At 32.2% G+C, this 24,901-nt stretch carries 29 protein-coding genes and 1 riboswitch; of the genes, 22 read left to right on the plus strand and 7 right to left on the minus strand.

Annotation, left to right across the window (positions count from 1 at the left end; all coding sequences use genetic code 11):
* Nucleotides 1–174: 174 nt before the first annotated feature.
* Entirely contained in the window at nucleotides 175–675 is a 501-nt protein-coding gene (locus tag LQ688_RS03715; protein ID WP_070044931.1) for a GNAT family N-acetyltransferase, read from the plus strand.
* On the opposite strand, the gene LQ688_RS03720 is transcribed toward LQ688_RS03715, so the two are convergent.
* The gene (locus tag LQ688_RS03720; protein ID WP_017000722.1) at nucleotides 672–1,073 is read right to left on the minus strand and encodes an NUDIX hydrolase; all 402 of its coding nucleotides are present in this window, start codon (nucleotides 1,071–1,073) and stop codon (nucleotides 672–674) included. The two genes, LQ688_RS03715 and LQ688_RS03720, sit on opposite strands and share 4 nt — an antisense overlap.
* Before the next feature lie 167 nt (nucleotides 1,074–1,240).
* Between LQ688_RS03720 and LQ688_RS03725 the strand changes: the two genes are divergently transcribed.
* Together LQ688_RS03725 and LQ688_RS03730 are read left to right on the plus strand one after the other, a co-directional pair.
* Nucleotides 1,241–1,936 carry an MBL fold metallo-hydrolase gene (locus LQ688_RS03725; RefSeq protein ID WP_239752652.1) on the plus strand — a complete coding sequence of 232 codons (696 nt, stop codon included), beginning with the start codon at nucleotides 1,241–1,243 and terminating at the stop codon, nucleotides 1,934–1,936.
* Nucleotides 1,937–2,074: 138 nt separating this feature from the next.
* Nucleotides 2,075–3,250 (plus strand): hypothetical protein, encoded by a 1,176-nt coding sequence (locus tag LQ688_RS03730; RefSeq protein ID WP_103268591.1) that lies wholly within the window; start codon nucleotides 2,075–2,077, stop codon nucleotides 3,248–3,250.
* 45 nt (nucleotides 3,251–3,295) lie between these two features.
* Here LQ688_RS03730 and LQ688_RS03735 read toward each other — a convergent pair whose 3' ends face one another.
* On the minus strand, nucleotides 3,296–4,600 hold the full coding sequence (locus tag LQ688_RS03735; protein ID WP_103268590.1) for a TrkH family potassium uptake protein: 1,305 nt from the start codon (nucleotides 4,598–4,600) through the stop codon (nucleotides 3,296–3,298).
* Between the two features lie 149 nt (nucleotides 4,601–4,749).
* Here LQ688_RS03735 and LQ688_RS03740 point away from each other — a divergent pair, with 149 nt between their 5' ends.
* Nucleotides 4,750–5,682 (plus strand): nucleoside hydrolase, encoded by a 933-nt coding sequence (locus tag LQ688_RS03740; protein WP_103268589.1) that lies wholly within the window; start codon nucleotides 4,750–4,752, stop codon nucleotides 5,680–5,682.
* Nucleotides 5,683–5,868: 186 nt separating this feature from the next.
* Here LQ688_RS03740 and LQ688_RS03745 read toward each other — a convergent pair whose 3' ends face one another.
* Nucleotides 5,869–7,221 (minus strand): IS1182 family transposase, encoded by a 1,353-nt coding sequence (locus tag LQ688_RS03745; protein WP_107591166.1) that lies wholly within the window; start codon nucleotides 7,219–7,221, stop codon nucleotides 5,869–5,871.
* 278 nt (nucleotides 7,222–7,499) lie between these two features.
* Entirely contained in the window at nucleotides 7,500–7,832 is a 333-nt protein-coding gene (locus LQ688_RS03750) for a hypothetical protein (RefSeq protein ID WP_070044935.1), read from the minus strand.
* 193 nt (nucleotides 7,833–8,025) lie between these two features.
* Between LQ688_RS03750 and LQ688_RS03755 the strand changes: the two genes are divergently transcribed.
* A complete protein-coding gene (locus tag LQ688_RS03755) occupies nucleotides 8,026–9,426 on the plus strand; it encodes an MFS transporter (RefSeq protein ID WP_103268588.1) in 1,401 nt (466 codons plus the stop codon).
* A 106-nt stretch (nucleotides 9,427–9,532) separates the two neighbouring features.
* Here LQ688_RS03755 and LQ688_RS03760 read toward each other — a convergent pair whose 3' ends face one another.
* Entirely contained in the window at nucleotides 9,533–9,949 is a 417-nt protein-coding gene (locus LQ688_RS03760) for an organic hydroperoxide resistance protein (RefSeq protein WP_017001064.1), read from the minus strand.
* Between the two features lie 170 nt (nucleotides 9,950–10,119).
* Here LQ688_RS03760 and LQ688_RS03765 point away from each other — a divergent pair, with 170 nt between their 5' ends.
* Together LQ688_RS03765 and LQ688_RS03770 are read left to right on the plus strand one after the other, a co-directional pair.
* On the plus strand, nucleotides 10,120–11,085 hold the full coding sequence (locus LQ688_RS03765; RefSeq protein ID WP_103268587.1) for a DMT family transporter: 966 nt from the start codon (nucleotides 10,120–10,122) through the stop codon (nucleotides 11,083–11,085).
* Between the two features lie 72 nt (nucleotides 11,086–11,157).
* Complete coding sequence (locus LQ688_RS03770; RefSeq protein ID WP_017001066.1) at nucleotides 11,158–11,340, plus strand: CsbD family protein; 183 nt, start codon at nucleotides 11,158–11,160, stop codon at nucleotides 11,338–11,340.
* 48 nt (nucleotides 11,341–11,388) lie between these two features.
* On the opposite strand, the gene LQ688_RS03775 is transcribed toward LQ688_RS03770, so the two are convergent.
* The gene (locus LQ688_RS03775) at nucleotides 11,389–12,213 is read right to left on the minus strand and encodes a DUF4352 domain-containing protein (protein ID WP_239724010.1); all 825 of its coding nucleotides are present in this window, start codon (nucleotides 12,211–12,213) and stop codon (nucleotides 11,389–11,391) included.
* 272 nt (nucleotides 12,214–12,485) lie between these two features.
* Here LQ688_RS03775 and LQ688_RS03780 point away from each other — a divergent pair, with 272 nt between their 5' ends.
* The 3 genes from LQ688_RS03780 to LQ688_RS03790 all read left to right on the plus strand — a co-directional run bounded on the left by LQ688_RS03780 (nucleotide 12,486) and on the right by LQ688_RS03790 (nucleotide 14,413).
* On the plus strand, nucleotides 12,486–12,899 hold the full coding sequence (locus tag LQ688_RS03780; protein ID WP_017001068.1) for a universal stress protein: 414 nt from the start codon (nucleotides 12,486–12,488) through the stop codon (nucleotides 12,897–12,899).
* Nucleotides 12,900–13,040: 141 nt separating this feature from the next.
* Nucleotides 13,041–13,778, plus strand: a complete 738-nt coding sequence (aroD, locus tag LQ688_RS03785; RefSeq protein WP_064204456.1) for a type I 3-dehydroquinate dehydratase — start codon at nucleotides 13,041–13,043, stop codon at nucleotides 13,776–13,778.
* 95 nt (nucleotides 13,779–13,873) lie between these two features.
* Nucleotides 13,874–14,413, plus strand: coding sequence for a nitroreductase family protein (locus tag LQ688_RS03790; RefSeq protein ID WP_239752638.1), 540 nt, complete (start codon nucleotides 13,874–13,876; stop codon nucleotides 14,411–14,413).
* 423 nt (nucleotides 14,414–14,836) lie between these two features.
* Here the strand turns inward: LQ688_RS03790 and LQ688_RS03795 are convergent, their stop codons facing one another.
* On the minus strand, nucleotides 14,837–15,157 hold the full coding sequence (locus LQ688_RS03795) for a thioredoxin family protein (protein WP_017001078.1): 321 nt from the start codon (nucleotides 15,155–15,157) through the stop codon (nucleotides 14,837–14,839).
* 142 nt (nucleotides 15,158–15,299) lie between these two features.
* Between LQ688_RS03795 and LQ688_RS03800 the strand changes: the two genes are divergently transcribed.
* The 12 genes from LQ688_RS03800 (at nucleotide 15,300) to sufU (ending at nucleotide 24,886) form a co-directional block, all read left to right on the plus strand.
* Nucleotides 15,300–15,653 (plus strand): arsenate reductase family protein, encoded by a 354-nt coding sequence (locus LQ688_RS03800; RefSeq protein ID WP_017001079.1) that lies wholly within the window; start codon nucleotides 15,300–15,302, stop codon nucleotides 15,651–15,653.
* A 66-nt stretch (nucleotides 15,654–15,719) separates the two neighbouring features.
* The gene (gene gcvH, locus LQ688_RS03805) at nucleotides 15,720–16,100 is read left to right on the plus strand and encodes a glycine cleavage system protein GcvH (protein ID WP_103268585.1); all 381 of its coding nucleotides are present in this window, start codon (nucleotides 15,720–15,722) and stop codon (nucleotides 16,098–16,100) included.
* Nucleotides 16,101–16,203: 103 nt separating this feature from the next.
* On the plus strand, nucleotides 16,204–16,608 hold the full coding sequence (locus LQ688_RS03810) for a toprim domain-containing protein (RefSeq protein ID WP_017001080.1): 405 nt from the start codon (nucleotides 16,204–16,206) through the stop codon (nucleotides 16,606–16,608).
* Complete coding sequence (locus LQ688_RS03815; RefSeq protein ID WP_017001081.1) at nucleotides 16,565–16,888, plus strand: thioredoxin family protein; 324 nt, start codon at nucleotides 16,565–16,567, stop codon at nucleotides 16,886–16,888. The genes LQ688_RS03810 and LQ688_RS03815 overlap by 44 nt, the downstream gene beginning before the upstream one ends.
* A gap of 29 nt (nucleotides 16,889–16,917) precedes the next feature.
* Nucleotides 16,918–17,024, plus strand: a riboswitch (SAM riboswitch).
* Between the two features lie 75 nt (nucleotides 17,025–17,099).
* Nucleotides 17,100–18,125, plus strand: a complete 1,026-nt coding sequence (locus tag LQ688_RS03820; RefSeq protein ID WP_103268584.1) for a methionine ABC transporter ATP-binding protein — start codon at nucleotides 17,100–17,102, stop codon at nucleotides 18,123–18,125.
* The gene (locus tag LQ688_RS03825) at nucleotides 18,118–18,813 is read left to right on the plus strand and encodes a methionine ABC transporter permease (RefSeq protein WP_017001083.1); all 696 of its coding nucleotides are present in this window, start codon (nucleotides 18,118–18,120) and stop codon (nucleotides 18,811–18,813) included. The genes LQ688_RS03820 and LQ688_RS03825 overlap by 8 nt, the downstream gene beginning before the upstream one ends.
* A 14-nt stretch (nucleotides 18,814–18,827) precedes the next feature.
* Entirely contained in the window at nucleotides 18,828–19,646 is an 819-nt protein-coding gene (locus LQ688_RS03830; protein WP_064204452.1) for a MetQ/NlpA family ABC transporter substrate-binding protein, read from the plus strand.
* A gap of 159 nt (nucleotides 19,647–19,805) precedes the next feature.
* A complete protein-coding gene (locus LQ688_RS03835; protein ID WP_103268583.1) occupies nucleotides 19,806–20,411 on the plus strand; it encodes a short chain dehydrogenase in 606 nt (201 codons plus the stop codon).
* Nucleotides 20,412–21,056: 645 nt separating this feature from the next.
* Nucleotides 21,057–21,836: a Fe-S cluster assembly ATPase SufC gene (gene sufC, locus LQ688_RS03840; protein WP_017000937.1), complete on the plus strand. Its 780-nt coding sequence runs from the start codon at nucleotides 21,057–21,059 to the stop codon at nucleotides 21,834–21,836.
* A gap of 35 nt (nucleotides 21,837–21,871) precedes the next feature.
* Nucleotides 21,872–23,188 (plus strand): Fe-S cluster assembly protein SufD, encoded by a 1,317-nt coding sequence (gene sufD, locus LQ688_RS03845; protein WP_017000938.1) that lies wholly within the window; start codon nucleotides 21,872–21,874, stop codon nucleotides 23,186–23,188.
* Nucleotides 23,189–23,190: 2 nt separating this feature from the next.
* Entirely contained in the window at nucleotides 23,191–24,456 is a 1,266-nt protein-coding gene (locus LQ688_RS03850; RefSeq protein WP_174700894.1) for a cysteine desulfurase, read from the plus strand.
* A complete protein-coding gene (sufU, locus tag LQ688_RS03855) occupies nucleotides 24,446–24,886 on the plus strand; it encodes a Fe-S cluster assembly sulfur transfer protein SufU (RefSeq protein ID WP_064211459.1) in 441 nt (146 codons plus the stop codon). The genes LQ688_RS03850 and sufU overlap by 11 nt, the downstream gene beginning before the upstream one ends.
* Nucleotides 24,887–24,901: the final 15 nt, after the last annotated feature.

The following is a 24,901-nucleotide window of genomic DNA, read 5'->3' on the forward strand; positions in this document are numbered from 1 at the left end:
CTCCAAAAACATTATACTTTTATTATACGAACATATGTTCTGTTTTGTAAAGTGAAATCTTCTTTTAATAAAAGTTGAGTAAATATATAGGAATTAGTTTATATAGATATGTAATTATGTTAAGATAATCCCAATCGTTTAGTCATAAAGCATAGAAATATTAGGAGGATTAGGATGGATTACTATTTAAGAGATTTAAAAGAATCGGATTTAGATGATATTCACGCGTATACTTCACTACCTGAAGTGGCGAAATATCAAACTTGGGATCCGTTAACATATGAAGAGACTGAAGAATTTGTACAAACGTTATTAAATAGAGATGAAGATTGGATGTACAATGTAATAGTAGATGCGGATACGGATAATGTTATAGGTGCTATCCAATTAATAAGTGATAAGAAGAATAATAGTGGAGAAATTGAATTCACTATCCATCCAGAATATTGGAGCAATGGTATTGCAACAGATGTAGCTAGAACTATTGTGAAGTATGGTTTCAAAGTGTTGAAACTGAATAGAATATGGGCTTCAACAGACATAAATAATACCGCTTCAGAAATCGTACTTCAAAAATTAAAAATGAGACATGAAGCGATATTGAGACAAAATATTAAACTTAAAGATGGTTATAGAGATACACTAGTATATAGTATCTTGAAAGATGAATACTAGAACGTAACAAGAAATGGTTCTTTTTCATTCAGACTTAAAGAGATTCTTTCTTTGAAATTTTTCCACGTAACCATTTCCATTGCTTCATCATATGTAAAGAAGCCTACTTCTAAACTTTCGTCACTCGTACATAACTCGCCACCTATGTAGTGTGCTAAAAATAATGTGTTGACAATACCGTCAGTAGTGTTTTGGAAAATACCACAGAATCTGGTGATTTCAATGTGAGCGCCAGATTCTTCTTTTACTTCGCGTATAGCTGCTTCATGCAAAGGTTCACCGATTTCGACTTGACCACCAGGCATCTCCCAACCACGTTTAGGTCCTTTAATTAGTAATATTTCCTGTTCGTCGTTTAATACAATACATGCAGCTGAAACGATATGTTTAGGTATCATGCTAATCCTCCTAAAAATTAAAAAGCCAAAAACCTTTCTAATGTAATTTGTTTCCTTTAAAATAATATTATATATATCATTTTATATAGTAGTAATTGTAATGAGAATCATAATAATTAACAATTTCGAAAAAGACCGTTAGAAAATAAAGGAGCTCTATTATGACTATTCAAATAGAAGAATTAGAAATAAAGTTTAATTATGAAGGGCATGAGCATGCTATATATCCAATGCTCATCGTATTAGAAGAGGCTTTAACACTTGTTGATACTGGGTATCCCGGTTTCTTACCGAAGATAGAAGAAGCTGTTCAAAACTTAGGTTATGATATGAATAATTTACAAAATATCATTATTACTCATTATGATGACGATCATATAGGGGCTCTTAAAGCCTTTAAGGATAAATACCAACATGTAAAAGTAATAAGTAGTTTCATAGAAGCAAAGTATATAAACGGTAGTGAAAAATCTGAAAGACTTACTCAAGCGGAAGAATTATTAAAAAGCATGCCTGAATACGATAAAGAGAAAGGTACACAGTTCATAGAACTACTAGAATCTTTAGATCATGTGGAAGTTGATATAGAAGTTACAGATGGTGCAATCATACTAGAAGAAGAGGTCGAGATTGTGCAAACCCCTGGTCATACAAGTGGACACATTTCTTTATACATACAGTCAGAAGATAGCGTGATAACAGGTGATGCCGCAGTAAAAGAAGGTGAGGAGCTTATAGTAGCAAATCCGGACTATAGCATGAATTTAAAAGAAGCAAAACATTCATTAAAAAAAGTTGTTGATTTAAATGCTTCAAAATATTTTTGTTACCATGGTGGTTTGTTAGTAAAAGAGAAAGAGTAAATAAGTTTAGTGAATTAATTTTAAATTTCAAATTTTAGGGAATGATTATAAAAAGGAAATAAAGTTTGTTTTATTATTTTTATTTAGATAATCCGTGCTATTATAAGATAAATAAAAGATACGATAAGGAGAGAAAAAATGAACAGTTTAATTTTTACGTTTGTATGGATTTTAATATCTATAGCATTTGTCACGATGTTGGTGACGACTATTGTAAAAATTGCGAACAAAAGTAAGTTTGTTGGAGTGTTAATAAGCACTGTAACACTATTTTTCGTAGGGTTAATTTGTTTTGTTTCGATTTTTTTAACGCTGCCGAAAAGTAGTAGTTATTCTGTAGACCAGTTATTTGGCGAGCAACAAACGAAAGATAAAAAGACTGAGACTAAAAAGCTCGAAGACACGCCTGAAAAAGGTCTGAAGGGTTTGGAATTAGGAGATAAAATTAGAGTGAACGGACTTGAAATTACTGTTGTTAAGGCAGAGTTTGTTCAACCTGAAGATCAATATTACTACCCTGAGAATGGTAAAGTATTAAAAGTATATTATAAATTTAAAAATGTAGATAAAAAGCAAATTCTAGTGGATAATTCTGCTTTTGATCTCACGATTGATGGTGAAAGTCAAAATCAATTCTTTGGTATGAATGAAAATACACCTGGATTCCAACATCAGTTAAAAAAAGGTAACACAGAAAATAGTTATTTATATTATGATGTACCAGAAGCGGATAATTATAAAGTAGAAATGAACTTTAAGCCAGAAGATAAGACTTATAAAGCAGACTGGAATATTAAAAATTCAGAAGTAAAAGAAACTGAAAGTAATCAACCGCCAGCAACAGAAGAAGTACCAACTGAACAAATACCATCATCAGAAGAACAATATAATAATAATGCGGTCCAAAATAATGATCAACAGAAAAAATTAGAAGAACAAGAGAAGAAGAGACAAGAAGAGGCAGATAAAAAAGCACAAGAAGAAGAAAAACAAGCTGAAGCGGATAAAAAACGTGAAGAAGAACTAAAGCAAAAAGAAGAAGAGAAAGCTAAAGAAGAAGAGAAAAAGGCTCAAGAAGAGGCAGATAAAAAAGCTGAAGAGCAACAGCGTAAAGAAGAGGAACAAGCACAAGAAGACGCTGAGAAAAAGGCTGAAGAACAGCAACGTCAAGCAGAAGAAAAGGCCAAAGAAGAAGCTGATCGTAAAGCACAAGAAGAAGCAGATAAAAAAGCTCAAGAGGATGCCGAACAAAAAGCTAAAGACAACTCAAGTAACGAAGATAAAGCTGACTCAAAATCTAACGAAGATGAATAATAAAAAGAGAGTCTGGGACAATTATTTATGTCCCAGACTCATTTTTTATAGATGTACTTTGCCATCAGCAAATCGGTAATTAGATGTATCTCGTTGTGTTAGAAGGGCTAATAATGTAATAATGCCTATTTTACCAACAATCATGACGATAATAATTAGTGATTTCGAACATGTGTTGAGGTCAAAAGTAATACCAGTAGACAAACCGACTGTTCCAAATGCAGAAGTTACTTCAAATAATTGCTTATGATATGCAATGTCTGGTTGAAATAGGTTCATAGTTAAACTCACGATTATTACCAAAATAAAGCTGAGTAATGCAATAGATAAAGCTTTTGATATTTGATGAAATTGAATTGTTCTTTTAAAGATATAAGGATACTCATAACTCCTAACATTTTGCCAAAGAAATACTAATATTAAAATAAATGTAGTTACTTTAATACCGCCAGCACTACTTACTGGAGCTGCTCCGATAAACATTAAGAAAATCATAACTGCATATGTAGCTGGTAATAAATGATTTAATTCTATTGTATTAAAACCTGCAGTACGAGTTGAAACAGATTGGAAGTATGAAGTTAATAATTTATCTTTTATTGATAATTTAGATAGACCATGATGGTATTCAAGTAAAAATATAGACAATGTACCAAATAAAATTAGAAAAGCAGTAGCTGTTATCACGATTTTAGTATGTAGGTGCAGTTTGTTAAAACGTTTTTTAACGACAATATCATAAACAACTAATGGTCCTATACCACCTAAAATTATTAAAAAAGATACGACAAAATTAATATATAAATCTGATGAAAAAGACATCAAGTTATTAGAAAATAGTGATATGCCAGCGTTATTAAACGCAGATATAGATGTAAAAAGTGATATGAAAAGTCCTTTTTTTAATCCGAATAATGGTAGAAATTTGATTGATAATAGTAAGAAACCTGCACTTTCCACAATGATTGTATATATAAATAGGTTTCTAAGGATTTTTATAACTCCACCGAATTCATCGAAATTCCAAGTAATCATTAATAATTCTCTGTTTAAGAATGAAATTTTTTTATTAAATAAAATCAAAGAAAACAGAGCTACTGCGACGATACCTAATCCACCAATTTGAATAAGTAGTAAAATAACAATATACCCTAACGTATTGAATTGGCTAGGTATATCTACAGTAGATATACCAGTTACTGTAAAGGCACTTGTGGTTACAAAAAATGCATCAATAAAAGAAATAGTTTTCCTGCCTGTAATAGGTAGAAAGAGCAATAATGAACCAATAAGTGTAGTACTCAGAAATAAACTTAAATAAAAAATGATTAGTTTTATAAATATTTTCATCTTTTCATCTCATATCCTAAAATTTTACATTTAATAATGAGAGTATATATCTTTAGTGATACATAAACAAGTAAATTTAAATAATTGATATAATAAAAATTAATTATTATGTATAATGGTGCTATTGGGAATGAAAGAAGGGTATATAAATGAAGACAGTATATTTTAACCATGACGGTGGCGTGGATGACTTAATTTCGCTATTTTTATTATTACAAATGGAAGATGTAGATTTAATAGGCGTTAGTGCAATCGGAGCGGATTGTTATGTTGAGCCTGCTACGAGCGCTTCTTGCAAAATTATCAATCGTTTTTCAAATCAAAAATTAAATGTTGCACCTTCAAATGAAAGAGGGAAAAATCCATTTCCTAAAGATTGGAGAATGCATGCATTTTATGTAGATGCTATGCCTATTTTAAATGAAGAAATGAATATTCATTCAACAGTTTCAGAAAAAGAAGCATACGAAGATATTATTGAAAAATTAATGAATAGCAAAGAAAAAGTAACAATGTTATTTACAGGTCCTCTTACTGATTTAGCTAAAAGTTTAAAAGTTGAACCTAAAATAGAAGAACGTATAGAAAGATTAGTTTGGATGGGCGGTACGCTTTTAGACAAAGGTAACGTTGAAGAACCAGAACATGATGGAACAGCTGAATGGAATGCTTTTTGGGATCCTGAAGCGGTTAAAGTTGTATTTGATACAGATATTAAAATAGATATGGTAGCATTAGAAAGTACAAATCAAGTACCTCTTACACCAGATGTTCGTAAAAGGTGGGCGAATGAAAGAAACTATGAAGGTGTAGATTTCTTAGGGATATGTTATGCGCTTGTTCCACCACTTACACATTTCGTTACAAATTCAACGTACTTCTTATGGGATGTGTTAACAACTGCTTATGTTGGTAAACCAGAACTTGTACAAAAAGAACAACAAAAACTAGGTGTACTTACTCATGGACCAAGCCAAGGTAGAACATACAAGAGTGAAGAAGGAAGAAACGTTAATATTATTAATGATGTAAATAGAGATGCATTCTTTGATTATATGACTGACTTAGCAAAGAAAATATAAGTTTATTCTAGAACAAATAATATATGCGTTAAAGTTGTGAGAATTTATATAGGAAAAGCCACTCTGTTGAGGATTCAACAGAGTGGCTCAGACTGTGGACAAACTGAACTTAAATTTATAAGTTCAGTTTGTTTTTTTATATGGATTAATATTTTCCACTAAAATCATGATTAAACTACGTTTAATCTAGGCTATTTGTGGCTCTTTTACGAGCCACATTGCCAACTTTTTAAGATTCATGGCAGCACAAATAAGCGTGGTGTCCATGGAAACTTTTTTAATTCCTCTATATCTAGTCCATCTCATACCATGCTGTTCTTTTGCATCACCAAATCGTCTTTCTACTGTTTGACTTCTTAGTTTATATGCTTTTTTTATTGTATCTACAAACCTTAAATCTTCGATTATATCTAAATCATCTTGCCATACATGTCTTCGAATTTCTCTAGTAAAACTTCTATTTTCTGTACATTCATTTAGTAGTGGACATGATTTACATATAATAGGATTAGATTTGTATAATCTATGCCCTGTTGGCATAGTTCTTTTAAAAGTTAGTAATTTATCATTTGGACATATATAACTATCGTAATATTCATCATAAATAAAATCTTTAGTTTTAAATATTCCTGGCTTTCCTTTTGGTCTTGTATAGGGCATTGCAGGTACTATCGATTTCTCTAGTAAATAATGCGCATTGAATGGCGTTTTGTATCCAGAGTCTACTGCTAGTGTGATTGGCAACATATTTTTTTCTTCTAATCTTTCAACCATAGGTTTCAACTGTGTACTATCATGTATATTTCCAGGTGTGACATGTTGATCAATTATAAAACCATTTTTATCTACACAACTATGTAAGCTATACGCAAATTGTTTTTCTCTTTCACCTTTAACATAGTAACCAGCTTCTGGATCGGTAGTACTGACTTTCTTATTTTTAAACTCCTCCTTTTTCTTATTTTTTATGGGCTTTTTTCCTTGCGCTAACCTCTGTTGATTAATTTCATTATTAAGTTCTTCTTGGAAATGTAATGTATCCTTTTTTACAACTTGATTAATATATTTATTTTTATTCGCATTAGCTTTGATATGTGTTGAATCAATGAATAACGTTGAGTGGTCAATTAAGTTATTCTTAATCGCAATTTCTAATATTCTTTCGAATATTTGTTCAAACAGGTCAGTATCATGAAAGCGTCTTGTATAATTTTTACTGAATGTACCATAATGAGGGACTTTATCAAGAAAGCTAAATCCTAAATACCAACGGTAAGCTACGTTAGTTTCAATTTCTTTAATAGTTTGCCTCATTGATTTTATGCCAAATAATCTTTGAATCAGTAAGATCTTAACTAAGATAACAGGATCAATAGAAGGACGTCCGTTATCTAAACAGTATTTATCTTCAACAAGTTCATAAACGAAGTTTAAATCTAATATTTTATCAACTTTTCTCAATAAATGATTTTTAGGTACTAACTCTGAAACAGAAATCATTTCATATTGGTCACGTTTATTCTCGGATTTATTTAACATAGAATCAACTCCTAAATAAAATTTCAACTATATTATAAAATGGATTGTTAATTTTCGGTATTTTTTTAGCGCTGACTCCTGCGGGAACAGCATGATTCGAAGACTACAGACTGAGAACATGCCCGCGAAAAGCATGCGCATAAAAAAATGCCGGCAAAGTCTAAGACTTTGTCGACACTCTGAGCCACTCTGTTGAGGATTCAACAGAGTGGCTTTTTAATTAAATGATAGAATTATAGCGATTTTGCGTCGAAGCTGTATGTTTGTTAGTATGTATATTATGCAAATATTGCGATAATTACAAGGTGTAAAAAACCTGTAATGAATGGGCCGTAAGTTTTAAAATCATTTTTTAAAATTATCCCAATAAACCCATCAAAGATATGTGTTAAAGCAACAGCGAGCGCAACACCAGTTAAAAAAGCAGCGCTACCAGTAAATAAGGCGATAATAGATAATAAAAATAAAACTAAACTTCGTGATAAAGCATAAAGTGCGTTTGTTTGAGATTTTTGATTTTGTTTTCTATCAGCGACTGCATTTAATGAAAATCCTAAACTCACAATGGCACTGATTATTGTAACAATTACTAAAAAGTAAAACCCTGACATGTATTCCCTCCTAAAAAATATCTTTATTTCAATATAGAGCTAAATATAGAAAAAGTAAATTTATTAGTACTTCTATAATTATTGGTATGAAAATATTTTAAGAAATATTTTAAATTGAATTTCAAAAATTTTGATTAAAAAATTTTAATAGGTTATATGTTTATATAGAGATAAATGGGGAGTGTATTTAAAAATGAAGTTTAAGAAAGACAACGTCAATGTTGTAGATGCGAGTAAAACGAAGAAAACCGTATTTGCAACAGGTATTGGTAACGCTATTGAGTGGTTTGACTTTGGTCTTTACGCTCAACTAGCGGTTATCATTAGTTCGAATTTCTTCGGGAACATGCCAAAAGAAATACAGTTGGCATCAACCTTTGCAGTTTTTGCTTTTGCTTTTATAGTAAGACCGATTGGAGGAATATTCTTCAGTCACATAGGGGATAAACATGGTCGTAAAGTTGTTCTGTCATCAACCATTATTTTAATGGCATGTTCTACTTTAGTGTTAGGGTTACTTCCAACGCAACATCAAATCGGGATTTGGGCACCAATCTTATTGCTTATTGTTAGAATGGTTCAATCATTCTCAACTGGTGGAGAATACGCTGGTGCGATGACATACATAGCGGAGACATCTCCTGATAAGACAAGAGGAAAATTAGGAAGTGGCCTTGAAATAGGAACATTATCAGGGAATATTTTAGCTGCGGCATTAGTTGGTATTATGTATGCATTACTAAGTGATGAACAAATGGCAGCATGGGGTTGGAGAATTCCATTCATTATTGCGGCACCATTAGGTATTGTAGGGGTTTATTTAAGAAACAATCTAGATGAAAGCCCAGCATACGAATCAACTTTAGAAGAACAAGAAGAACTCGAATATTCTTATAAGGATATCTTCAAAAAATATTGGAGAGATATCATTGTATGTTTCACTGGTGTAGCATTTTTAAACGTTGCAAACTACATGGTATTGTCGTACATACCATCATTCCTAAATGGAACGATTGATTTAGGTGGTACGATGAGTAGTGTATTAAGTACAGTAACAATGGCTGCAATGATACCAGCAGTATTCTTCTTTGGATGGTACAGTGATAAAGTAGGTAATAAAAACACAATATTATTTGGTTTAATAGGTTTCAGTTTATTCTCAGTTGTAGCATTCTGGTTTATGAGTATACCTTCTATACCAATGATTATTATCGGTCTATTTATTATTGCTTTATTCATGTCAACATTTGAAGGAGTTATGCCTTCAGTCTTACCAAGTATATTCCATACGAAAGTAAGATTAAGAACGTTATCGCTCGTTTATAATATAGGTGCAGCGGTATTTGGTGGTTTAACACCATTTATTTTAACAACTTTAGTAGAAACAACTGGTCAAAAAATTGCACCGTCATATTATTTAACTGTTATTAACGTTATAGGACTACTTGTATTTGTGTTTATGTTTAAAACAACATCAAATAAATCGCTTCGTGGATCTTATCCGAACGTTGATAATAAAAAGGATTTACATGAAGTTTTTGAAAATCCGAAAGATGCATTATGGTGGCATGCTGAAGAAAGTGAAAAAAATTAATGATGTCACGTTAAAATAATATATTAAATAAAAATCAGGAGGCGTTCTTTTAAATTGAAGAACGCCTCCTGATTTATTTGACTTTAAATTAATCTAGGCAATTATATTAAACTGCTTCTACGTTTAATTTAACGTCGATATTACCTCTTGTCGCTTTAGAATAAGGACAGAAGTCATGAGCATCTTTTAAATATTTTTCCGCATCTTCTTGAGAAACATTTTTAACTTTTGCATCAATGTCTACCTCTAATTTAGGGCTTTCAGCTTCTGGATCATCTGCTAAACGAACTGTTAACGTAACTTCTGGTTCAGCGTCACGCACTTTGTTTTGTTTAAGGATTAAATCAAAAGCACCATTGAAGCAAGAAGCATAGCCTGCAGCGAATAACTGTTCAGGGTTAGTCGCATTGCCATCAGCTTGTTGTGGTGGTAATACGTCTACATCAATTGCTTTATCGTCTGTATAAACATGACCTTTACGTCCACCAGTGTTTGTTGCTTTAGTTTCATATTGAGTTGCCATAAAAAAAAGACCTCCTTATAGATTATATATATTGTTTACCCGCTTATTATAAATTAAACCATTTTAAAAATATTTAATTTATAAATATGAGATATTTTCTAAAAAAATAATGTAAAACGTCATTCTTTTATGGAATAATGAATATTAAACGTATAAGAAAGAGGGCTAACATGAGAGCGATTTTAATTGGTATTTTGGCAGCTTTATTTTTTGCAGTTACATTTGTATTTAATCATTTAATGGCTAATGAAGGTGGATCATGGTATTTCAGTTCATCTCTTCGCTTTATTTTCATGTTGCCTTTTTTATGGTTAATTGTAGTAATTAAAGGAAAAACAGGTCATGTCTTGAAGCATATCAGCATGTACAAATCATCTTGGTTTATATGGAGTTTCTTTGCATTCGTTTTATTTTATGCACCTTTAACGTTTGCAGCTGAATATAGCCCTGGTTGGGTAATATCAGGGACATGGCAAATTACGATTATATGTGGCATGTTATTAGCGCCACTCTTTATAGATAAAGTGAAAGTATCCGGTGAAACCATTTTAGTGAGAAATAAAATACCATGGAGGTCCCTTGCTATATCTAGCATTATGTTTGTAGGCATTATCATTATACAAATACCACAAGCTTCGGAAATTCATTTAAATATTTTCTTGCTTGGATTTCTACCTATAATAATTGCTGCATTTTGTTATCCGTTAGGAAATAGAAAAATGATGAGTGTAGTCAAACATGATATAGGTACAATTGAACGAGTATTTGGAATGACCTTAGTTACGATGCCCGTCTGGTTTATAATATTTGGCATAGGATATATTAAACATGGTCTACCATCTTCTAATCAAGTTACACAATCTTTTATAGTTGCGTTGTTTTCTGGAATTATTGCAACAGTACTGTTTTTCTATGCAACGAATCTTGTAAAAGATGACCAAGAGAAATTAGCAGGAGTCGAGGCAACGCAGTCTTTAGAAGTTGTCTTTGCTATTATAGGAGAGATGATATTACTTGGATTGCCTATCCCAGGGCCATTGAGTATGCTAGGAGTGGCACTTATTATTATCGGCATGGCGATATATAGCTTTATAGATAGTTTGCCATTAAAAAAACCTTCCAAAATTAATGTTTAAAGCTATATGGAAAGTGGTATGTAATTAATGAATGATAAATCATTCAAATTGATTTATAAAGGGTGATAAATGATGGCAGACGAAAGTAAATATGAAAAAGCAAAAGGTAATGTTAAAGAAACAGTAGGTGACGTTACGGATAATAAAGATTTAGAAAACGAAGGTAAAAAAGAAAAAACTTCAGGCAAAGCTAAAGAAGCTGTAGAGAACGTTAAAGATAAAGCAAATGAAGTAATTGATAAATTCAAGAAATAAAAAAGATAAGAAGCCGTTAGACAAGTTTATTGTCAAACGGCTTCTTATTTACTTTAAATCTGAATCTTTAATATTCCATTTCATTCTATAACTATTATCTTTTGATTTTAATTGTAAATGTACCTCATATTTATCTGCATCAGGCACGTCATAATATACATAACCTTCATCTGATTGTCCAGGTTTCAAGCTAAAGCTGAAACCAGCATCGGAATCACGCATACTATAGAATTTACTTACTCTCTGGCCATCTGCTGTAACGCCAAAGTTAGTGTCGCCTACAATCAAGCTAGAATTATTAATGTTTTCTAGTTTATAGTAAACTTTTAATATTTTATCTTTGCTTGGTTTACTATATTTAGAATCTGGTTCAACGAATTCTGCTTTTTCGACTGTGATTTTTGTACCCACAGCGTTAATTGATCCGCCAAGATTTGATGTTTTATTTGTCACCGAACTATCGTTGTCATTTTCTTCAGTTGTTGATTCCTCAGTAGTAGATTCTTCGCTTGTCTCTTCTTCAGTTGTTTCTTCTTCTGTAGATTCTTCCTCAGTTGATTCCTCTTCGGTAGACTTTTCTTCAGTATCACTCGTAAAGTTATCAATTTGTTCTTTGATTGGCCCTGCTGCACATGCACCTAGAATAATCGCCAATATTATGAATATAACTAAGCATCCACCACAACCAAATAACCATGGTTTAAGATTTGAATCTCCCTGATCTCCAGAATGAGGTGGTTGATTCCCTTGAAAACCACTTTGGTTCGACTGATTAAACGGGTTCTCTTGTTGTGAATTTTGTTGTTGATTGCTTTGTTGGTCTGAGTTGTTTTGATTGAATGGATTTTCATTTGATTGGTTAGAATTATTCATAATATTTCCCCCTTCCACAAAACTATTTTTTAATAAAAAATAAATAGAAATTCATTTTTTTCTAATTGCCTTATAATAGAGATTAAAAAATGAAAAACAATTGTATTCTTTATTAATTATTTTTAGTTTATAGTAATTTGGGGAATAAATCTACACTTATTATTAAATATACAGAATATTAATAGTCGGTTAATAATAAATATATATAATGGTTGATAAAAGTTGAATAGTGCTTACAATATCATTTAAAATAAAGTAAAGGAGTGGTAAACATGTATAGAGACATTTTATTCGGCATCGATACAGATATGAAAAATGAAAAAGTTCTGGAAGAAATAGCAAAACTTTCAGGTGAAGGTACAGTTGTTACAATGATTAATATGATAAGCGAGAAAGATATACAAGCCTCAGTCCGTACAGGTGTGCACTTTGAAGAAATGACAGAGAAACGTCAAAAAGGTATTCAACATGTATTTGACTTCTTTAATGAACGAAACATTAAATATAATCTAGAATTTATTAAAGGTAATCCAAAGGCTGGGTTACTTAAATTAGCAAATAGCGGAGATTATGAAATTGTAGTACTAAGTAATAGAAAAGCTGAAGATGCTGATAAATTAGTACTAGGAAGCGTAAGTCATAAAGTAGCTAAAAGAGCTAAGATTCCAGTTTTAATAGTAAAATAATAAACTTTATTATAAGCAGTAAAAGTTCTTAATAAAATAAGAATTTTTGCTGTTTTTTTATTATCGTATTATATTGAATTCAATAGAAAAAAAGCGCTAACTAATGTAAAATGGTAATAGAAGAACATTGGAGGAATGGCTATGAAACAAAAAGGCAAAGAAACGTTTCCTGATATTGTTGCGACCGTATCTTTAAAAGATAAAAACGATATTGAAAAAACAGTAGAAGAACTTAATATGAACGACAAATCAGTAGATATTGTAGAATTTAGAGCGGATACACTATCTGATACTTCTTTGGAAAATATAAATGAAGTGTTAGCTGCGTTTAAATCAAAGTATACCGCTTCACCAATTCTCTTTACTTATCGTTCAAAAGGTCAAGGTGGATTAGGGGACTTCGACCATGAAACATATTATAAATTGATGCAAGATATTATTTGTAATCAAAAAGCAGATTATGTCGATGTTCAATTAGATACTTATGAAGATAATCTAATGAATTGTATTACAAGAGCTAAAAATAATAACGTCAAAATAATTATTTCGCACCATGACTTTAAAGCAACGCCAGATGTGGAAGAAATGTTTGTGACTTACGAAAAAATGGCAGAGCTAGGTGCTGATATTGGAAAATTAGCAGTAATGCCTAACAACGAAAAAGACTTATTATCGTTGTTAAATGCGATGAATAGAGCATATCATCAATTAGATATCGACGTAGTAGGTATATCAATGGGTGAGCTTGGTATTATGACTAGGATTACTGGCGGTTTATTTGGTTCACGACTTACTTATGGTTTTGTAGGTAGCGAAGCAGCACCAGGGCAATTACATGTTAAAAATATTAAAGAACAACTCGCACTGTATAACCAGTAGAATATTTTTAAGCCTGAATTCTCAAAGTTAGAACTCAGGCTTATTTATATGATATAATTGATAATAATTATCAATAGATTAATAGGAGTGTTAAAATGGAATTACAACAAGTCATACAAGAAAGACGTAGTGTTAAAAATTATGATCATGATATGCATATTGATGAAGAAAAGCTAATGTCACTAGTTGATTTAGCAACATATGCTCCGAATCATGGAATGAGAGAACCTTGGCGTTTAGTATACGTTAGTAAAGAGAAAATAAATGAATTTGCTAAAAAGGTAGCTACATCTGCATTTGTGAATGATGAGAAAAAACAAGAACAGCATATAGAAAAAGTTTCAAGACTTGGTGGTATTTTTGTAATATTAGCTAGAAGAGATACTAGACAAAAAGAAAATCTTGAAAATCAAATGGCTGTAGCAACATTTATGCAAAACCTAATGCTATTGATACACGAAGCGGGTATGGGCTCATGTTGGAAAACACCTGACTACATCTTTAAACCAACATTCCGTGATATCGTTGGTGCAAATGATGATGAAGACGTAAACGGATTTTTATATGTAACTGAAAAAGATGAAAATGCTGTATTCTCAAGAAGAAAAAATAAATCCACATTAACGAAGTGGTAAGTTTTAATTTAAAAGAGCTAGGGATATAAATCCTTAGCTCTTTTTTGGATGTTATTAATCAAAAAAGCATGAGTTGATATTGTTATTGGATTTACTAAGACAATAATCCAAGTAGAGCACTTTTATTGGATTTTCTATGACGTTAATCCAACTACACACACCTCTATTGGATTAAGTAATACCTAAACTCACGAATTAACTTTTTATTCTGGCTCAAACCTAAAAACAAAGCACTTTCGTATATCTTCACAATAAAAATCTAAAGTAAAATATGATTTATGGGTTGCTATAATAACAATAAACATAAAAAATGGCAGATCTAAGAATTAGCAAAACAAGCATGCACTTTTTAAAATATCATATAAAAAATCTCCTCATCCGTTAATAACAAACCCATCGGATGAGGAGAAGCCTTAAATCATCTTATTTTAAATTTTCAGCTAAGAATGCTTTTACGTCTTCTGGTGTTTTAGCATTTGCTGAATGTAAGTGTGCTAGTTTTTCATTGTTTTTGAATATTAATAAACTTGGGATACCCATTACATCATTTTCAGTTGCTGCATCTGGGACATCGTCACGATTAATTTGATACCAATCGTAATTATTGTATTCTTGGACAATCGGATCTATCCATTGATCCATACGCGTACAATCTGGGCACCAGCCTGCAAAGAATTTAATGACTACTGGTTTATCGCTTTGTGTAACCTCTTTGAATTCATCATATTGGTTTATTGTTTTCATATATTTTCAAGCTCCTTAAGAATTAATATTATAAATGAATTATAGCTTATTTTTGTTTATTAAAAAAATATTTAACTCAAGACTATGTGTTCTTAATTAATATTGGTATAATGATGTTAAATACACATATGGAGGTATAGACATGATAAAATTTTATCAATATCCTAACTGTACAACATGTAAAAAAGCTGCAAAATTTTTAGAAACAAATGGTGCGAGTTTTGAACCAATAGATATTACTCAATTAACACCAACTGCTAACGAATTAAAAGATATGATTGATGGAACAGACGTTACTGTTAATCAATTATTTAACACGCGTGGTGCAAAATATCGTGAGTTAGGTCTTAAAGATAAAATTGATGATTTATCTGACGACGAAAAATTCGAATTATTAGCTTCAGATGGCATGTTAATTAAACGCCCATTAGCTGTATTAGGTAACAAAATCACTTTAGGTTTTAAAGAAGATGAATACCGCCAAACTTGGCTATAAAATAGTTGCTTGAATAAGGGCTTTATGTCATTATTATAATTGAATTACATATAGGAGGGGATTACTTTGGCAGTGCCTAATGAGTTAAAATATTCAAAAGAACATGAGTGGGTAAAAGTTGATGGCGATGTAGTTACAATCGGTATTACTGATTTCGCTCAATCTGAATTAGGGGACATCGTATTTGTTGAGTTACCAGAAGAAGGTGACGAATTAACTAGTGGAGATTCATTCGGTAGTGTAGAATCTGTAAAAACAGTTTCTGAACTATATGCACCTCTTTCTGGTAAAGTTGTAGAAGTAAATGATGAATTAGAAGATAGTCCTGAATACGTTAATGAATCTTCTTATGACAAAGCTTGGATGGTCAAAGTAGAATTAACTGATAAATCACAATTAGATGATTTATTAGATGCTGATGCGTATAGTGAAATGATAGGTGAATAGCAATACAACAAACTCCACGGTACAGTAGTATCATGGAGTTTTTTAGCATAATCTCATTGAGAAGTAAAAATATAATATTATTCATTTGTAGAAGGTGAAGGCCATGGCGATGATTAAAAAAGTAATAATCGTAGAAGGTATTTCAGATAAGAAGCGAGTGAAAGAAGTATTAAATGAACCCGTTCACGTAATTTGCACACACGGTACAATGGGTGTCGAAAAAATGGACGAACTTTTAGATGAAATTTATGGTAAACAAGTGTATATATTAGTCGATCAAGATAAAGAAGGTAAACGCATAAGAAAATGGTTCAAAAAATATGTGAGTGAAAGTCATCATATTTATATAGATTCAACTTTTACTGAGGTAGCACGTTGCCCAAGACAATATTTAGCGAATGTGTTAAACTATCATGGATTTGAAGTTAATCACGACTTTGTATTGAAAGGGAAGTATCGTTATCATGAAACGCACAGAAATATCGAACGATGTATACAAGCTTTTTAATGAAGATATACATTTGTTATTCGGTTATACACCAACATGTGGAACGTGTAAAATCTCAGAACGCATGCTAGATATTGCCAACGAAATGACAAAACTACCTATAAACAAATGTGACTTAAACTTTTATCCGGAATTTTGTGAAGAATATGAAATACAATCCGTACCAGTTCTATTTATAATGAAACAAGAAAAAGTTATAAAAAGAATTTATGCATTTCAGTCAGTTCCGTATATAGTTGAGAATATTCAAAAAGTTATTGACGATAAAAACTTATCGTGATAGTATGAATTTAATTAAATACGTAATAGCTCTTATCAAGAGTGGTGGAGGGATGTGCCCTTAGAAGCCCGGCAACCGTCATATAAATATGAAATGGTGCCAATTCACAGAAAGTGTAAACTTTTGGAGATGAGAGAAAGACAATTAATAACGCCTTTCTCTAATCATTAGAGTGAGGCGTTTTTAATTTAAGGATTAGGAGGCAACAGATTTGATCGAGTTAAATAAGGTCGTAAAGACTTTCAAGACAAAAAAAGGTGACATAAAAGCTGTTGACCATGTTGACTTAAATATAGAAAAAGGAAGTATATATGGCGTAATCGGTTTTTCAGGAGCTGGAAAGAGTACCTTGATTCGAATGTTTAACGGGTTAGAAACCCCTACTGAAGGTGAAGTTATAGTAGATGGTGCGAATATAGGTAAATTGTCAAAACAAGAACTTCGAAAAAAACGACAAAAAGTAAGTATGATATTCCAGCATTTTAACTTACTTTGGTCTAGAACAGTTAAAGACAACATTGCTTTTCCGTTAGAGATCGCAGGTGTCTCTAAAAGCGAGATTAATAAAAAGACAGAAGCGTTAATCAAAAGAGTAGGATTAGAAGGTCGTGAAAATGCTTATCCATCTCAATTATCTGGTGGGCAAAAGCAAAGAGTAGGAATCGCGAGAGCTTTAGCAAATGATCCACACGTACTATTATGTGATGAAGCTACGAGTGCCCTTGACCCTCAAACAACAGATGAAATACTAGATTTATTGATAGACATCAATAAAGAGCTGGATTTAACAATTATACTTATCACACATGAAATGCACGTTATAAGAAAGATTTGTGATCATGTTGCCGTAATGGAAAATGGTAAGTTTGTCGAAGAAGGAGAAGTCATCAATGTATTCAATAATCCTCAAACACATGTAACGCAAAGATTTGTTAAGGATGATTTGAAAGCAGATGATTTAGAAAGAACGTTGCAAGACTTCAAGAAAGAACAGCCTGAAGGTGAAATATGGAAGCTGAACTTTGTAGGTGGAACTAGTTCAGAACCTGTGTTAGCCAAAGTGATTAAAGAATATAACGTAAATATTAATGTCATTGAAGGCGACGTTAAACTCACTCAAAATGGTACTTTTGGGCATATGATTGTACATCTGCCTGATGGAAACTATTCTAAAGACCAGATTAAACAAGACTTAAATAATCTTGGTGTGAAAGTTGAGGTGGGTATTAATGAATAAGTCATTTGGTGAAATAATCACTGAAATGGTAACAATGCCTAACGTGAGATGGGACGCTGTATGGGAAGCGTTATACGAGACCTTATACATGACCGTCATTTCAACAGTTTTTACACTAGTGTTTGGCTTAATACTAGGAACGTTATTGTTCTTAACATCTAAAGGAACATCTAAAAGTTCTCGTGTATTTTATTCAATTGTTTCATTTATAGTGAATTTATTTAGAGCAATACCATTTATCATACTTATACTATTGTTGCTACCATTTACTGATATTTTACTTGGTACAATAAGTGGTCCGAAAGGTGCTCTACCAGCCTTAATCATTGGAGCTGCGCCATTCTACGCAAGATTAGTAGAGATTGGCATGAAAGAAATAGATAAAGGTGTAATAGAAGCGGCTGTATCTATGGGTGCAAACACATGGACAGTTGTGAGAAAAGTATTACTTAAAGAATCATTACCTGCACTTGTATCAGGTCTAACTGTAACTGCAATTGCATTAGTAGGATCTACAGCAATCGCTGGTGTTATCGGTGCAGGAGGATTAGGTAACTTAGCATATCTAACTGGTTTCACACGAAATCAAAATGATGTAATCCTAGTTTCTACTATATTAATACTAGTTATTGTATTTGTTATCCAATTTATTGGAGATTTAATTGTTAAGAAAATTGATAAACGTTAAAGGAGTGCCTTAAAATGAAAAAAGTTCTAGGACTATTGTTTGTTTCAATATTGACAGTTGTATTGGCCGCTTGTGGCGGAGGAGACGGAGATAAAGATAAAAAAGAAACGATTAAAGTCGGTGCATCTCCAGCACCACATGCAGAAATATTAGAAGAAGCTAAACCAATTCTTGAAAAAGAAGGCTACAAGTTAGAAATTAAAACGATTAATGACTACACAACACCAAATAAATTATTAGATAAAGGTGAATTAGACGCAAACTTCTTCCAACATACACCATACTTAGAAACTGAATCTAAAGATAAAGGTTACAAAATAGAATCTGCAGGTAACGTACATATCGAACCAATGGCAGTATATTCAAAGAAGTATAAAAAATTAACTGACTTACCAAAAGGTGCAACAGTATATGTATCTAATAACCCAGCTGAAGAAGGACGTTTCTTATCATTCTTTGAAAAAGAAGGATTAATTAAACTTAAAGATGGCGTTGATCCAGTAGATGCTACATTCGATGATATCGCTGAAAATAAAAAAGATATAAAATTCAATAACAAACAAGCAGCTGAATTTTTACCAAAATCTTATCAAGCAGATGAAGGTGACGCAACAATTATCAACTCTAACTATGCAATTGAACAAGGGTTAAATCCATTAAAAGATTCAATCGCAGTTGAAGGTAAAGATTCACCATATGCTAACTTAATCGCAGTACAAAAAGGTCATAAAGACGATGAAAAAATTAAAGCATTAATGAAAGTTTTACAATCAAAAGAAATTAAAGACTTCATCAAAGAAAAATACGATGGTGCAGTAATCGAAGCAAAATAATGATATAAGAATTAGCCCGGGACATTTATATATGTCTCGGGCTTTTTTATTCTAAATAGTTTGGTTAAACGTCTCATGATTTACGCTATGCATCTTTCTTGTTATTACTTTGTTGGTTTAATAAACTACATTTAAGACTTAAAACAAAGGTGGATAAACATGAAAATAATACTAGTTGGAGCACATGGCACGATAGGTTCAGCCGTTGTAACTGAATTAGAAGAAAATGGTCATGAAGTCATAAAAGTTGGACGTAATTCAGGTGATTACCAAATGGATATGACAAACGTAGAGGATATCAAACTCATGTTTCAACAAATCGAAAATATAGATGCTGTAGTCTCTACTGCAGGAGCAGCGAATTTTGATGATTTAAGTGAGTTAACACCAGAATCAAATGAGGTAGCTATAACAGGTAAGCTATTGGGACAAATCAATTTAGTACTTATAGGCCAACATTATATAAATGATGGAGGAAGCTTTACTTTGACTACGGGCGTTATTATGGATGATCCAATAAAAGGGGGCGTTTCTTCAGCGATGGCCGGCGGTGGTATAGAAGCATTTGTTAAATCTGCTGCCTTTGAATTAAAACGGAATTTAAGAATTAATAACGTCAGTCCTAATGTAATCGAAGAAGCGCTTGAAGATTATGGTGATTTCTTTAAAGGTTTTAACGCAGTACCAGCAAGTAAAGCAGCAAAGGCATATTTGAAAAGCGTAGAAGGAATACAATCAGGACAAACTTTTCGTATATATGAATAAAATATAATTGAAGACAAAAATCAGGAAAAATTCTTTCTTCAGTAGAATTTTTCCTGATTTTTTAAAATTATTCTAAAATAATTCATTTGCAAGGTACAATACAAGCATTAAAGCGGCAATAGCATATAAAATCAAGCCGATAAATTTAGAATTTCTAATATTAAATGTGGCTATCGTAACTATCGTTAAAATAGTAAGTAAAGTATTTATTAAACTGCTCAAATTAATAACATTGACTAGATTGAGTAATAGTATAAAAGCGCATATCGCACTAATTACAAATGAAAATTGTTCATATCGTTTCATATTTAAAATCCTTCCTAAATTTATATCTCTAATTATTATAATTATATTATAAAAAAATAAAAAATGCTTACTGAGGCCTTTCAAATAGAATATTTATAAATTGAGAATGAAATCATTTTATTATCATTTAAAAAATATTTCGCTTAAACCCTTGTAATAATAGGGTTTTATAATAAAAAGTGAGCGTAAGTGTTTGATTGCCTATATAACTACGTTATAATAATAAGAGTAAAGAAACATAACAAACTTTGACGTTACATTAAAATTATTATAAACTAGAAAAGATAATGTAGGGTTATCTTTTTAAAATGTGAATAAATTCTCTGGAGGGAAATAAACATGGCATCAAAATTAGAAATCAAAGATTTACACGTAGAAATAGAAGGCAAGGAAATTCTTAAAGGAGTAAACTTAACAATACAACAAGGTGAAATCCATGCAATCATGGGACCTAACGGTACTGGTAAGTCAACTTTATCATCAGCTATTATGGGTCACCCTAAATATGAAGTAACTAAAGGTGAAATCCTTTTAGATGGTGAAGATGTATTAGAAATGGAAGTTGATGAGCGTGCTCAAGCAGGTTTATTCCTAGCAATGCAATATCCATCAGAAATTTCTGGTGTTACAAACGCTGACTTCTTACGTTCTGCAATCAATGCTAAACGTGAAGAAGGCGATGAAATCAACTTAATGCAATTCATCAAGAAATTAGACAAACAAATGGATTTATTAGATATGGATCAAGACATGGCTCAAAGATACCTAAATGAAGGTTTCTCTGGCGGTGAGAAGAAACGTAACGAAATTCTTCAATTAATGATGTTAGAACCTAAATTCGGTATTTTAGACGAAGTTGACTCAGGTCTAGATATCGACGCATTAAAAGTAGTATCTAAAGGTATCAACAATATGCGTGGTGACAACTTTGGTTGCTTAATCATCACTCACTATCAAAGACTATTAAATTATATTTCACCAGATTTCGTACACGTAATGATGCAAGGTCGCGTGGTTAAATCAGGTGGCGAAGAATTAGCGAGACGTCTTGAAGCTGAAGGGTATGAATGGATTAAAGAAGAGCTTGATATTGAAGACGAAACAATTAACGCTGAATAATATATAAGAATTATAGTCAAGTAGGAGGAGTATAAATGGCAACTGAAACAAAGTTAAACATTAGCGTTGAAGATTTAGTAAATTATTCAGCATCTCAAAATGAACCACAATGGATGACTGATTTACGTAAAGACAGTTTTCAAAAGTTAGAACAATTAGAAATGCCTAAACCAGATAAAACAAAAATAAACAGATGGGATTTTGATTCTTTCAAATCTCACACTGTTGAAAGTGATACATTTGAGTCTATCGATAAATTACCTGAATCAGTTCAAAAAATTATCGATACTGAAAATGCTAAAAATCTAATCGTTCAGCATAATAATACACCTGCTTTTACAAAAGTAGATGATAAATTAACTGAACAAGGTGTTGTAATTAAAGATTTAAAAACTGCACTTATTGAAAACAGTGATTTAGTTCAAAAATATTTTATGACAGATGCTGTTAAAGTAGATGAGCATAGATTAACTGCACTACATGCTGCATTAGTTAATGGTGGGGTATTCGTTTACGTTCCTAAAAATGTAGTAGTAGAAGATCCTATCCAATATGTAGTATTACATGACGATAGCGATGCGAGTTTCTTCAATCACGCTATCATTGTGGCTGAAGAAAGTGCAGAAGTAACATACGTTGAAAACTATTTATCAACTGTTTCTTCTAACGATAATCAATTAAATATCGTATCTGAAGTTATTGCTGGAGCTAATTCTAAAATAACTTACGGTACAGTTGATTTCATGGATAAAGGATTCACTGGACACATAATCCGTCGTGGTATTGCAGCAGCAGACTCTACTATCGACTGGGCATTAGGTTTAATGAATGACTGTAGCACTATTAATGATAATACAACATACTTAATGGGCGATCGTTCAAACTGTAACTTAAAAACAGTAGTAGTTGGTCGTGGTGAACAAAAACAAAACTTCACAACTCAAATTATTCAATATGGTAAAGAATCAAATGGTCATATCTTGAAACATGGTGTAATGAAAGATAGTTCTTCATCTATTTTCAATGGTATTGGTTACATTAAACACGGTGGAACAAAAGCAGATGCACAACAAGAATCACGTGTACTTATGCTTTCTGAAAAAGCACGTGGAGATGCAAACCCAATATTATTAATTGATGAAGACGATGTAACTGCAGGACACGCAGCATCAGTAGGTAGAGTAGACCCTACTCAACTATACTACTTAATGAGTAGAGGTATTTCTCGTGAAGAAGCTGAAAGATTAGTTATACATGGTTTCTTAGACCCAGTTGTTTCTGCATTGCCAATTGAAGGCGTTAAACGTCAATTACGTGAAGTTATTGAAACTAAAGTAACAACGCAAATATAAAAATAGGCACAGAAAGGTCTGATAATGTGGCCGAATCAACATTTAATGTAGAAAAAGTAAAAAAAGATTTTCCAATATTAGAGCAAGAAGTAAACGGTAAAAAACTTGTATATTTAGATTCATCTGCCACAAGTCAAACGCCGATACAAGTAACGGATTCTATTGTAGATTACTACAATCGATATAATTCGAATGTACACCGTGGTGTGCACACACTTGGAACGCTTGCTACGGATGCTTATGAAAAAGCACGTGAAACAGTCAGAAGATTTATCAACGCTCGATACTTTGAAGAAGTTGTTTTTACTAGAGGAACAACTACAGCAATTAACTTAGTTGCACATAGTTACGGAGACGCAAATGTTTCTGAAGGTGACGAAATTGTCGTGACTCAAATGGAGCATCATGCTAATATCGTCCCTTGGCAACAACTTGCTAAACGTACTGGTGCAACATTAAAATTTATTCCGATGTCTGACAGTGGCGAACTTGAAAAAGAAGCAATTGATAACACGATAACGGATAATACAAAAATTGTTGCAGTTACACATGTTTCAAACGTATTGGGTACGATAAATGATGTTAAATATATTGCTGAAGTTGCACATCAACATGATGCAGTAATTGCAGTTGATGGCGCACAATCAGCTCCACATATGAAAGTTGACGTTCAAGATTTAGATGTGGACTTCTTTAGCTTCAGTGGACATAAAATGCTAGGTCCAACCGGCATTGGTGCACTATACGGTAAACGTCATTTACTTGATAAAATGGAACCAATTGAATTTGGTGGAGACATGATTGATTTTGTAGGATTAGAAGATGCAACTTGGACAGACTTACCAACTAAGTTTGAAGCAGGTACACCACTTATAGCTGAAGCTATCGGATTTGCTGAAGCAATTAGATACATTGATGAATTAGGCTTAGAAGAAATTCATCAACATGAATATGAGCTAGTTAATTACGCATATAATGAGATGTCTAAAATAGAAGGTTTAGAAATTTACGGACCTTCACCTGAAAAGCGAGCTGGTTTGATTACGTTCAACGTTGAAGGTGTTCATCCACATGATTTAGCAACAGCACTAGATTCTGAAGGTGTAGCTGTTAGAGCTGGACATCACTGTGCACAACCGCTAATGAAATGGTTAAATCAATCATCTACAGCACGTGCTAGTTTCTATGTATATAATACTACTGAAGATGTTGATAAGTTAATTCAGGCACTCTATAGAACGAAGGAGTTTTTCTCTTATGAATTTTAATAATTTAGATCAACTATATCGTTCTGTGATTATGGATCATTATAAAAATCCTAGAAATAAAGGAGCTATCGAAGATGGTTCCATGACGATAGATATGAATAACCCAACATGTGGGGACCGCATCCGCTTAACATTAGATGTAGTAGATAATGTTATTAAAGATGCTAAGTTTGAAGGTGAGGGTTGTTCTATTTCAATGTCTAGTGCATCAATGATGACGGAGGCGGTAAAAGGTCATACCATCGAAGAAGCATTACACATGAGTCAAGAGTTTTCTAATATGATGCTAGGAGAATCTTATGAGATCACAGATGATATGGGTGATATCGAATCTTTATCAGGTGTGTCTAAGTTCCCAGCACGTATTAAATGCGCGACTTTAGCGTGGAAAGCATTTGAAAAGGGCACAAAAGAAGAAGATGACCAGTAACTTTTGAAGATTGGG

The sequence above is a fragment of the Mammaliicoccus sp. J-M40 genome (genome assembly GCF_022386395.1).
Taxonomy (GTDB): Bacteria; Bacillota; Bacilli; order Staphylococcales; family Staphylococcaceae; genus Mammaliicoccus; species Mammaliicoccus lentus.

Bases quoted from the DNA above. Each gene is read 5' to 3' on its own strand.
- LQ688_RS03715 (WP_070044931.1), top strand. From the start codon at position 175: ATGGATTACTATTTAAGAGATTTAAAAGAATCGGATTTAGATGATATT.
- LQ688_RS03720 (WP_017000722.1), bottom strand. From the start codon at position 1,073: ATGATACCTAAACATATCGTTTCAGCTGCATGTATTGTATTAAACGAC.
- LQ688_RS03730 (WP_103268591.1), top strand. From the start codon at position 2,075: ATGAACAGTTTAATTTTTACGTTTGTATGGATTTTAATATCTATAGCA.
- LQ688_RS03735 (WP_103268590.1), bottom strand. From the start codon at position 4,600: ATGAAAATATTTATAAAACTAATCATTTTTTATTTAAGTTTATTTCTG.
- LQ688_RS03740 (WP_103268589.1), top strand. From the start codon at position 4,750: ATGAAGACAGTATATTTTAACCATGACGGTGGCGTGGATGACTTAATT.
- LQ688_RS03745 (WP_107591166.1), bottom strand. From the start codon at position 7,221: ATGTTAAATAAATCCGAGAATAAACGTGACCAATATGAAATGATTTCT.
- LQ688_RS03750 (WP_070044935.1), bottom strand. From the start codon at position 7,832: ATGTCAGGGTTTTACTTTTTAGTAATTGTTACAATAATCAGTGCCATT.
- LQ688_RS03755 (WP_103268588.1), top strand. From the start codon at position 8,026: ATGAAGTTTAAGAAAGACAACGTCAATGTTGTAGATGCGAGTAAAACG.
- LQ688_RS03760 (WP_017001064.1), bottom strand. From the start codon at position 9,949: ATGGCAACTCAATATGAAACTAAAGCAACAAACACTGGTGGACGTAAA.
- LQ688_RS03765 (WP_103268587.1), top strand. From the start codon at position 10,120: ATGAGAGCGATTTTAATTGGTATTTTGGCAGCTTTATTTTTTGCAGTT.
- LQ688_RS03770 (WP_017001066.1), top strand. From the start codon at position 11,158: ATGGCAGACGAAAGTAAATATGAAAAAGCAAAAGGTAATGTTAAAGAA.
- LQ688_RS03775 (WP_239724010.1), bottom strand. From the start codon at position 12,213: ATGAATAATTCTAACCAATCAAATGAAAATCCATTCAATCAAAACAAC.
- LQ688_RS03780 (WP_017001068.1), top strand. From the start codon at position 12,486: ATGTATAGAGACATTTTATTCGGCATCGATACAGATATGAAAAATGAA.
- aroD (WP_064204456.1), top strand. From the start codon at position 13,041: ATGAAACAAAAAGGCAAAGAAACGTTTCCTGATATTGTTGCGACCGTA.
- LQ688_RS03790 (WP_239752638.1), top strand. From the start codon at position 13,874: ATGGAATTACAACAAGTCATACAAGAAAGACGTAGTGTTAAAAATTAT.
- LQ688_RS03795 (WP_017001078.1), bottom strand. From the start codon at position 15,157: ATGAAAACAATAAACCAATATGATGAATTCAAAGAGGTTACACAAAGC.
- LQ688_RS03800 (WP_017001079.1), top strand. From the start codon at position 15,300: ATGATAAAATTTTATCAATATCCTAACTGTACAACATGTAAAAAAGCT.
- LQ688_RS03810 (WP_017001080.1), top strand. From the start codon at position 16,204: ATGGCGATGATTAAAAAAGTAATAATCGTAGAAGGTATTTCAGATAAG.
- LQ688_RS03815 (WP_017001081.1), top strand. From the start codon at position 16,565: ATGAAACGCACAGAAATATCGAACGATGTATACAAGCTTTTTAATGAA.
- LQ688_RS03825 (WP_017001083.1), top strand. From the start codon at position 18,118: ATGAATAAGTCATTTGGTGAAATAATCACTGAAATGGTAACAATGCCT.
- LQ688_RS03830 (WP_064204452.1), top strand. From the start codon at position 18,828: ATGAAAAAAGTTCTAGGACTATTGTTTGTTTCAATATTGACAGTTGTA.
- LQ688_RS03835 (WP_103268583.1), top strand. From the start codon at position 19,806: ATGAAAATAATACTAGTTGGAGCACATGGCACGATAGGTTCAGCCGTT.
- sufC (WP_017000937.1), top strand. From the start codon at position 21,057: ATGGCATCAAAATTAGAAATCAAAGATTTACACGTAGAAATAGAAGGC.
- sufD (WP_017000938.1), top strand. From the start codon at position 21,872: ATGGCAACTGAAACAAAGTTAAACATTAGCGTTGAAGATTTAGTAAAT.
- sufU (WP_064211459.1), top strand. From the start codon at position 24,446: ATGAATTTTAATAATTTAGATCAACTATATCGTTCTGTGATTATGGAT.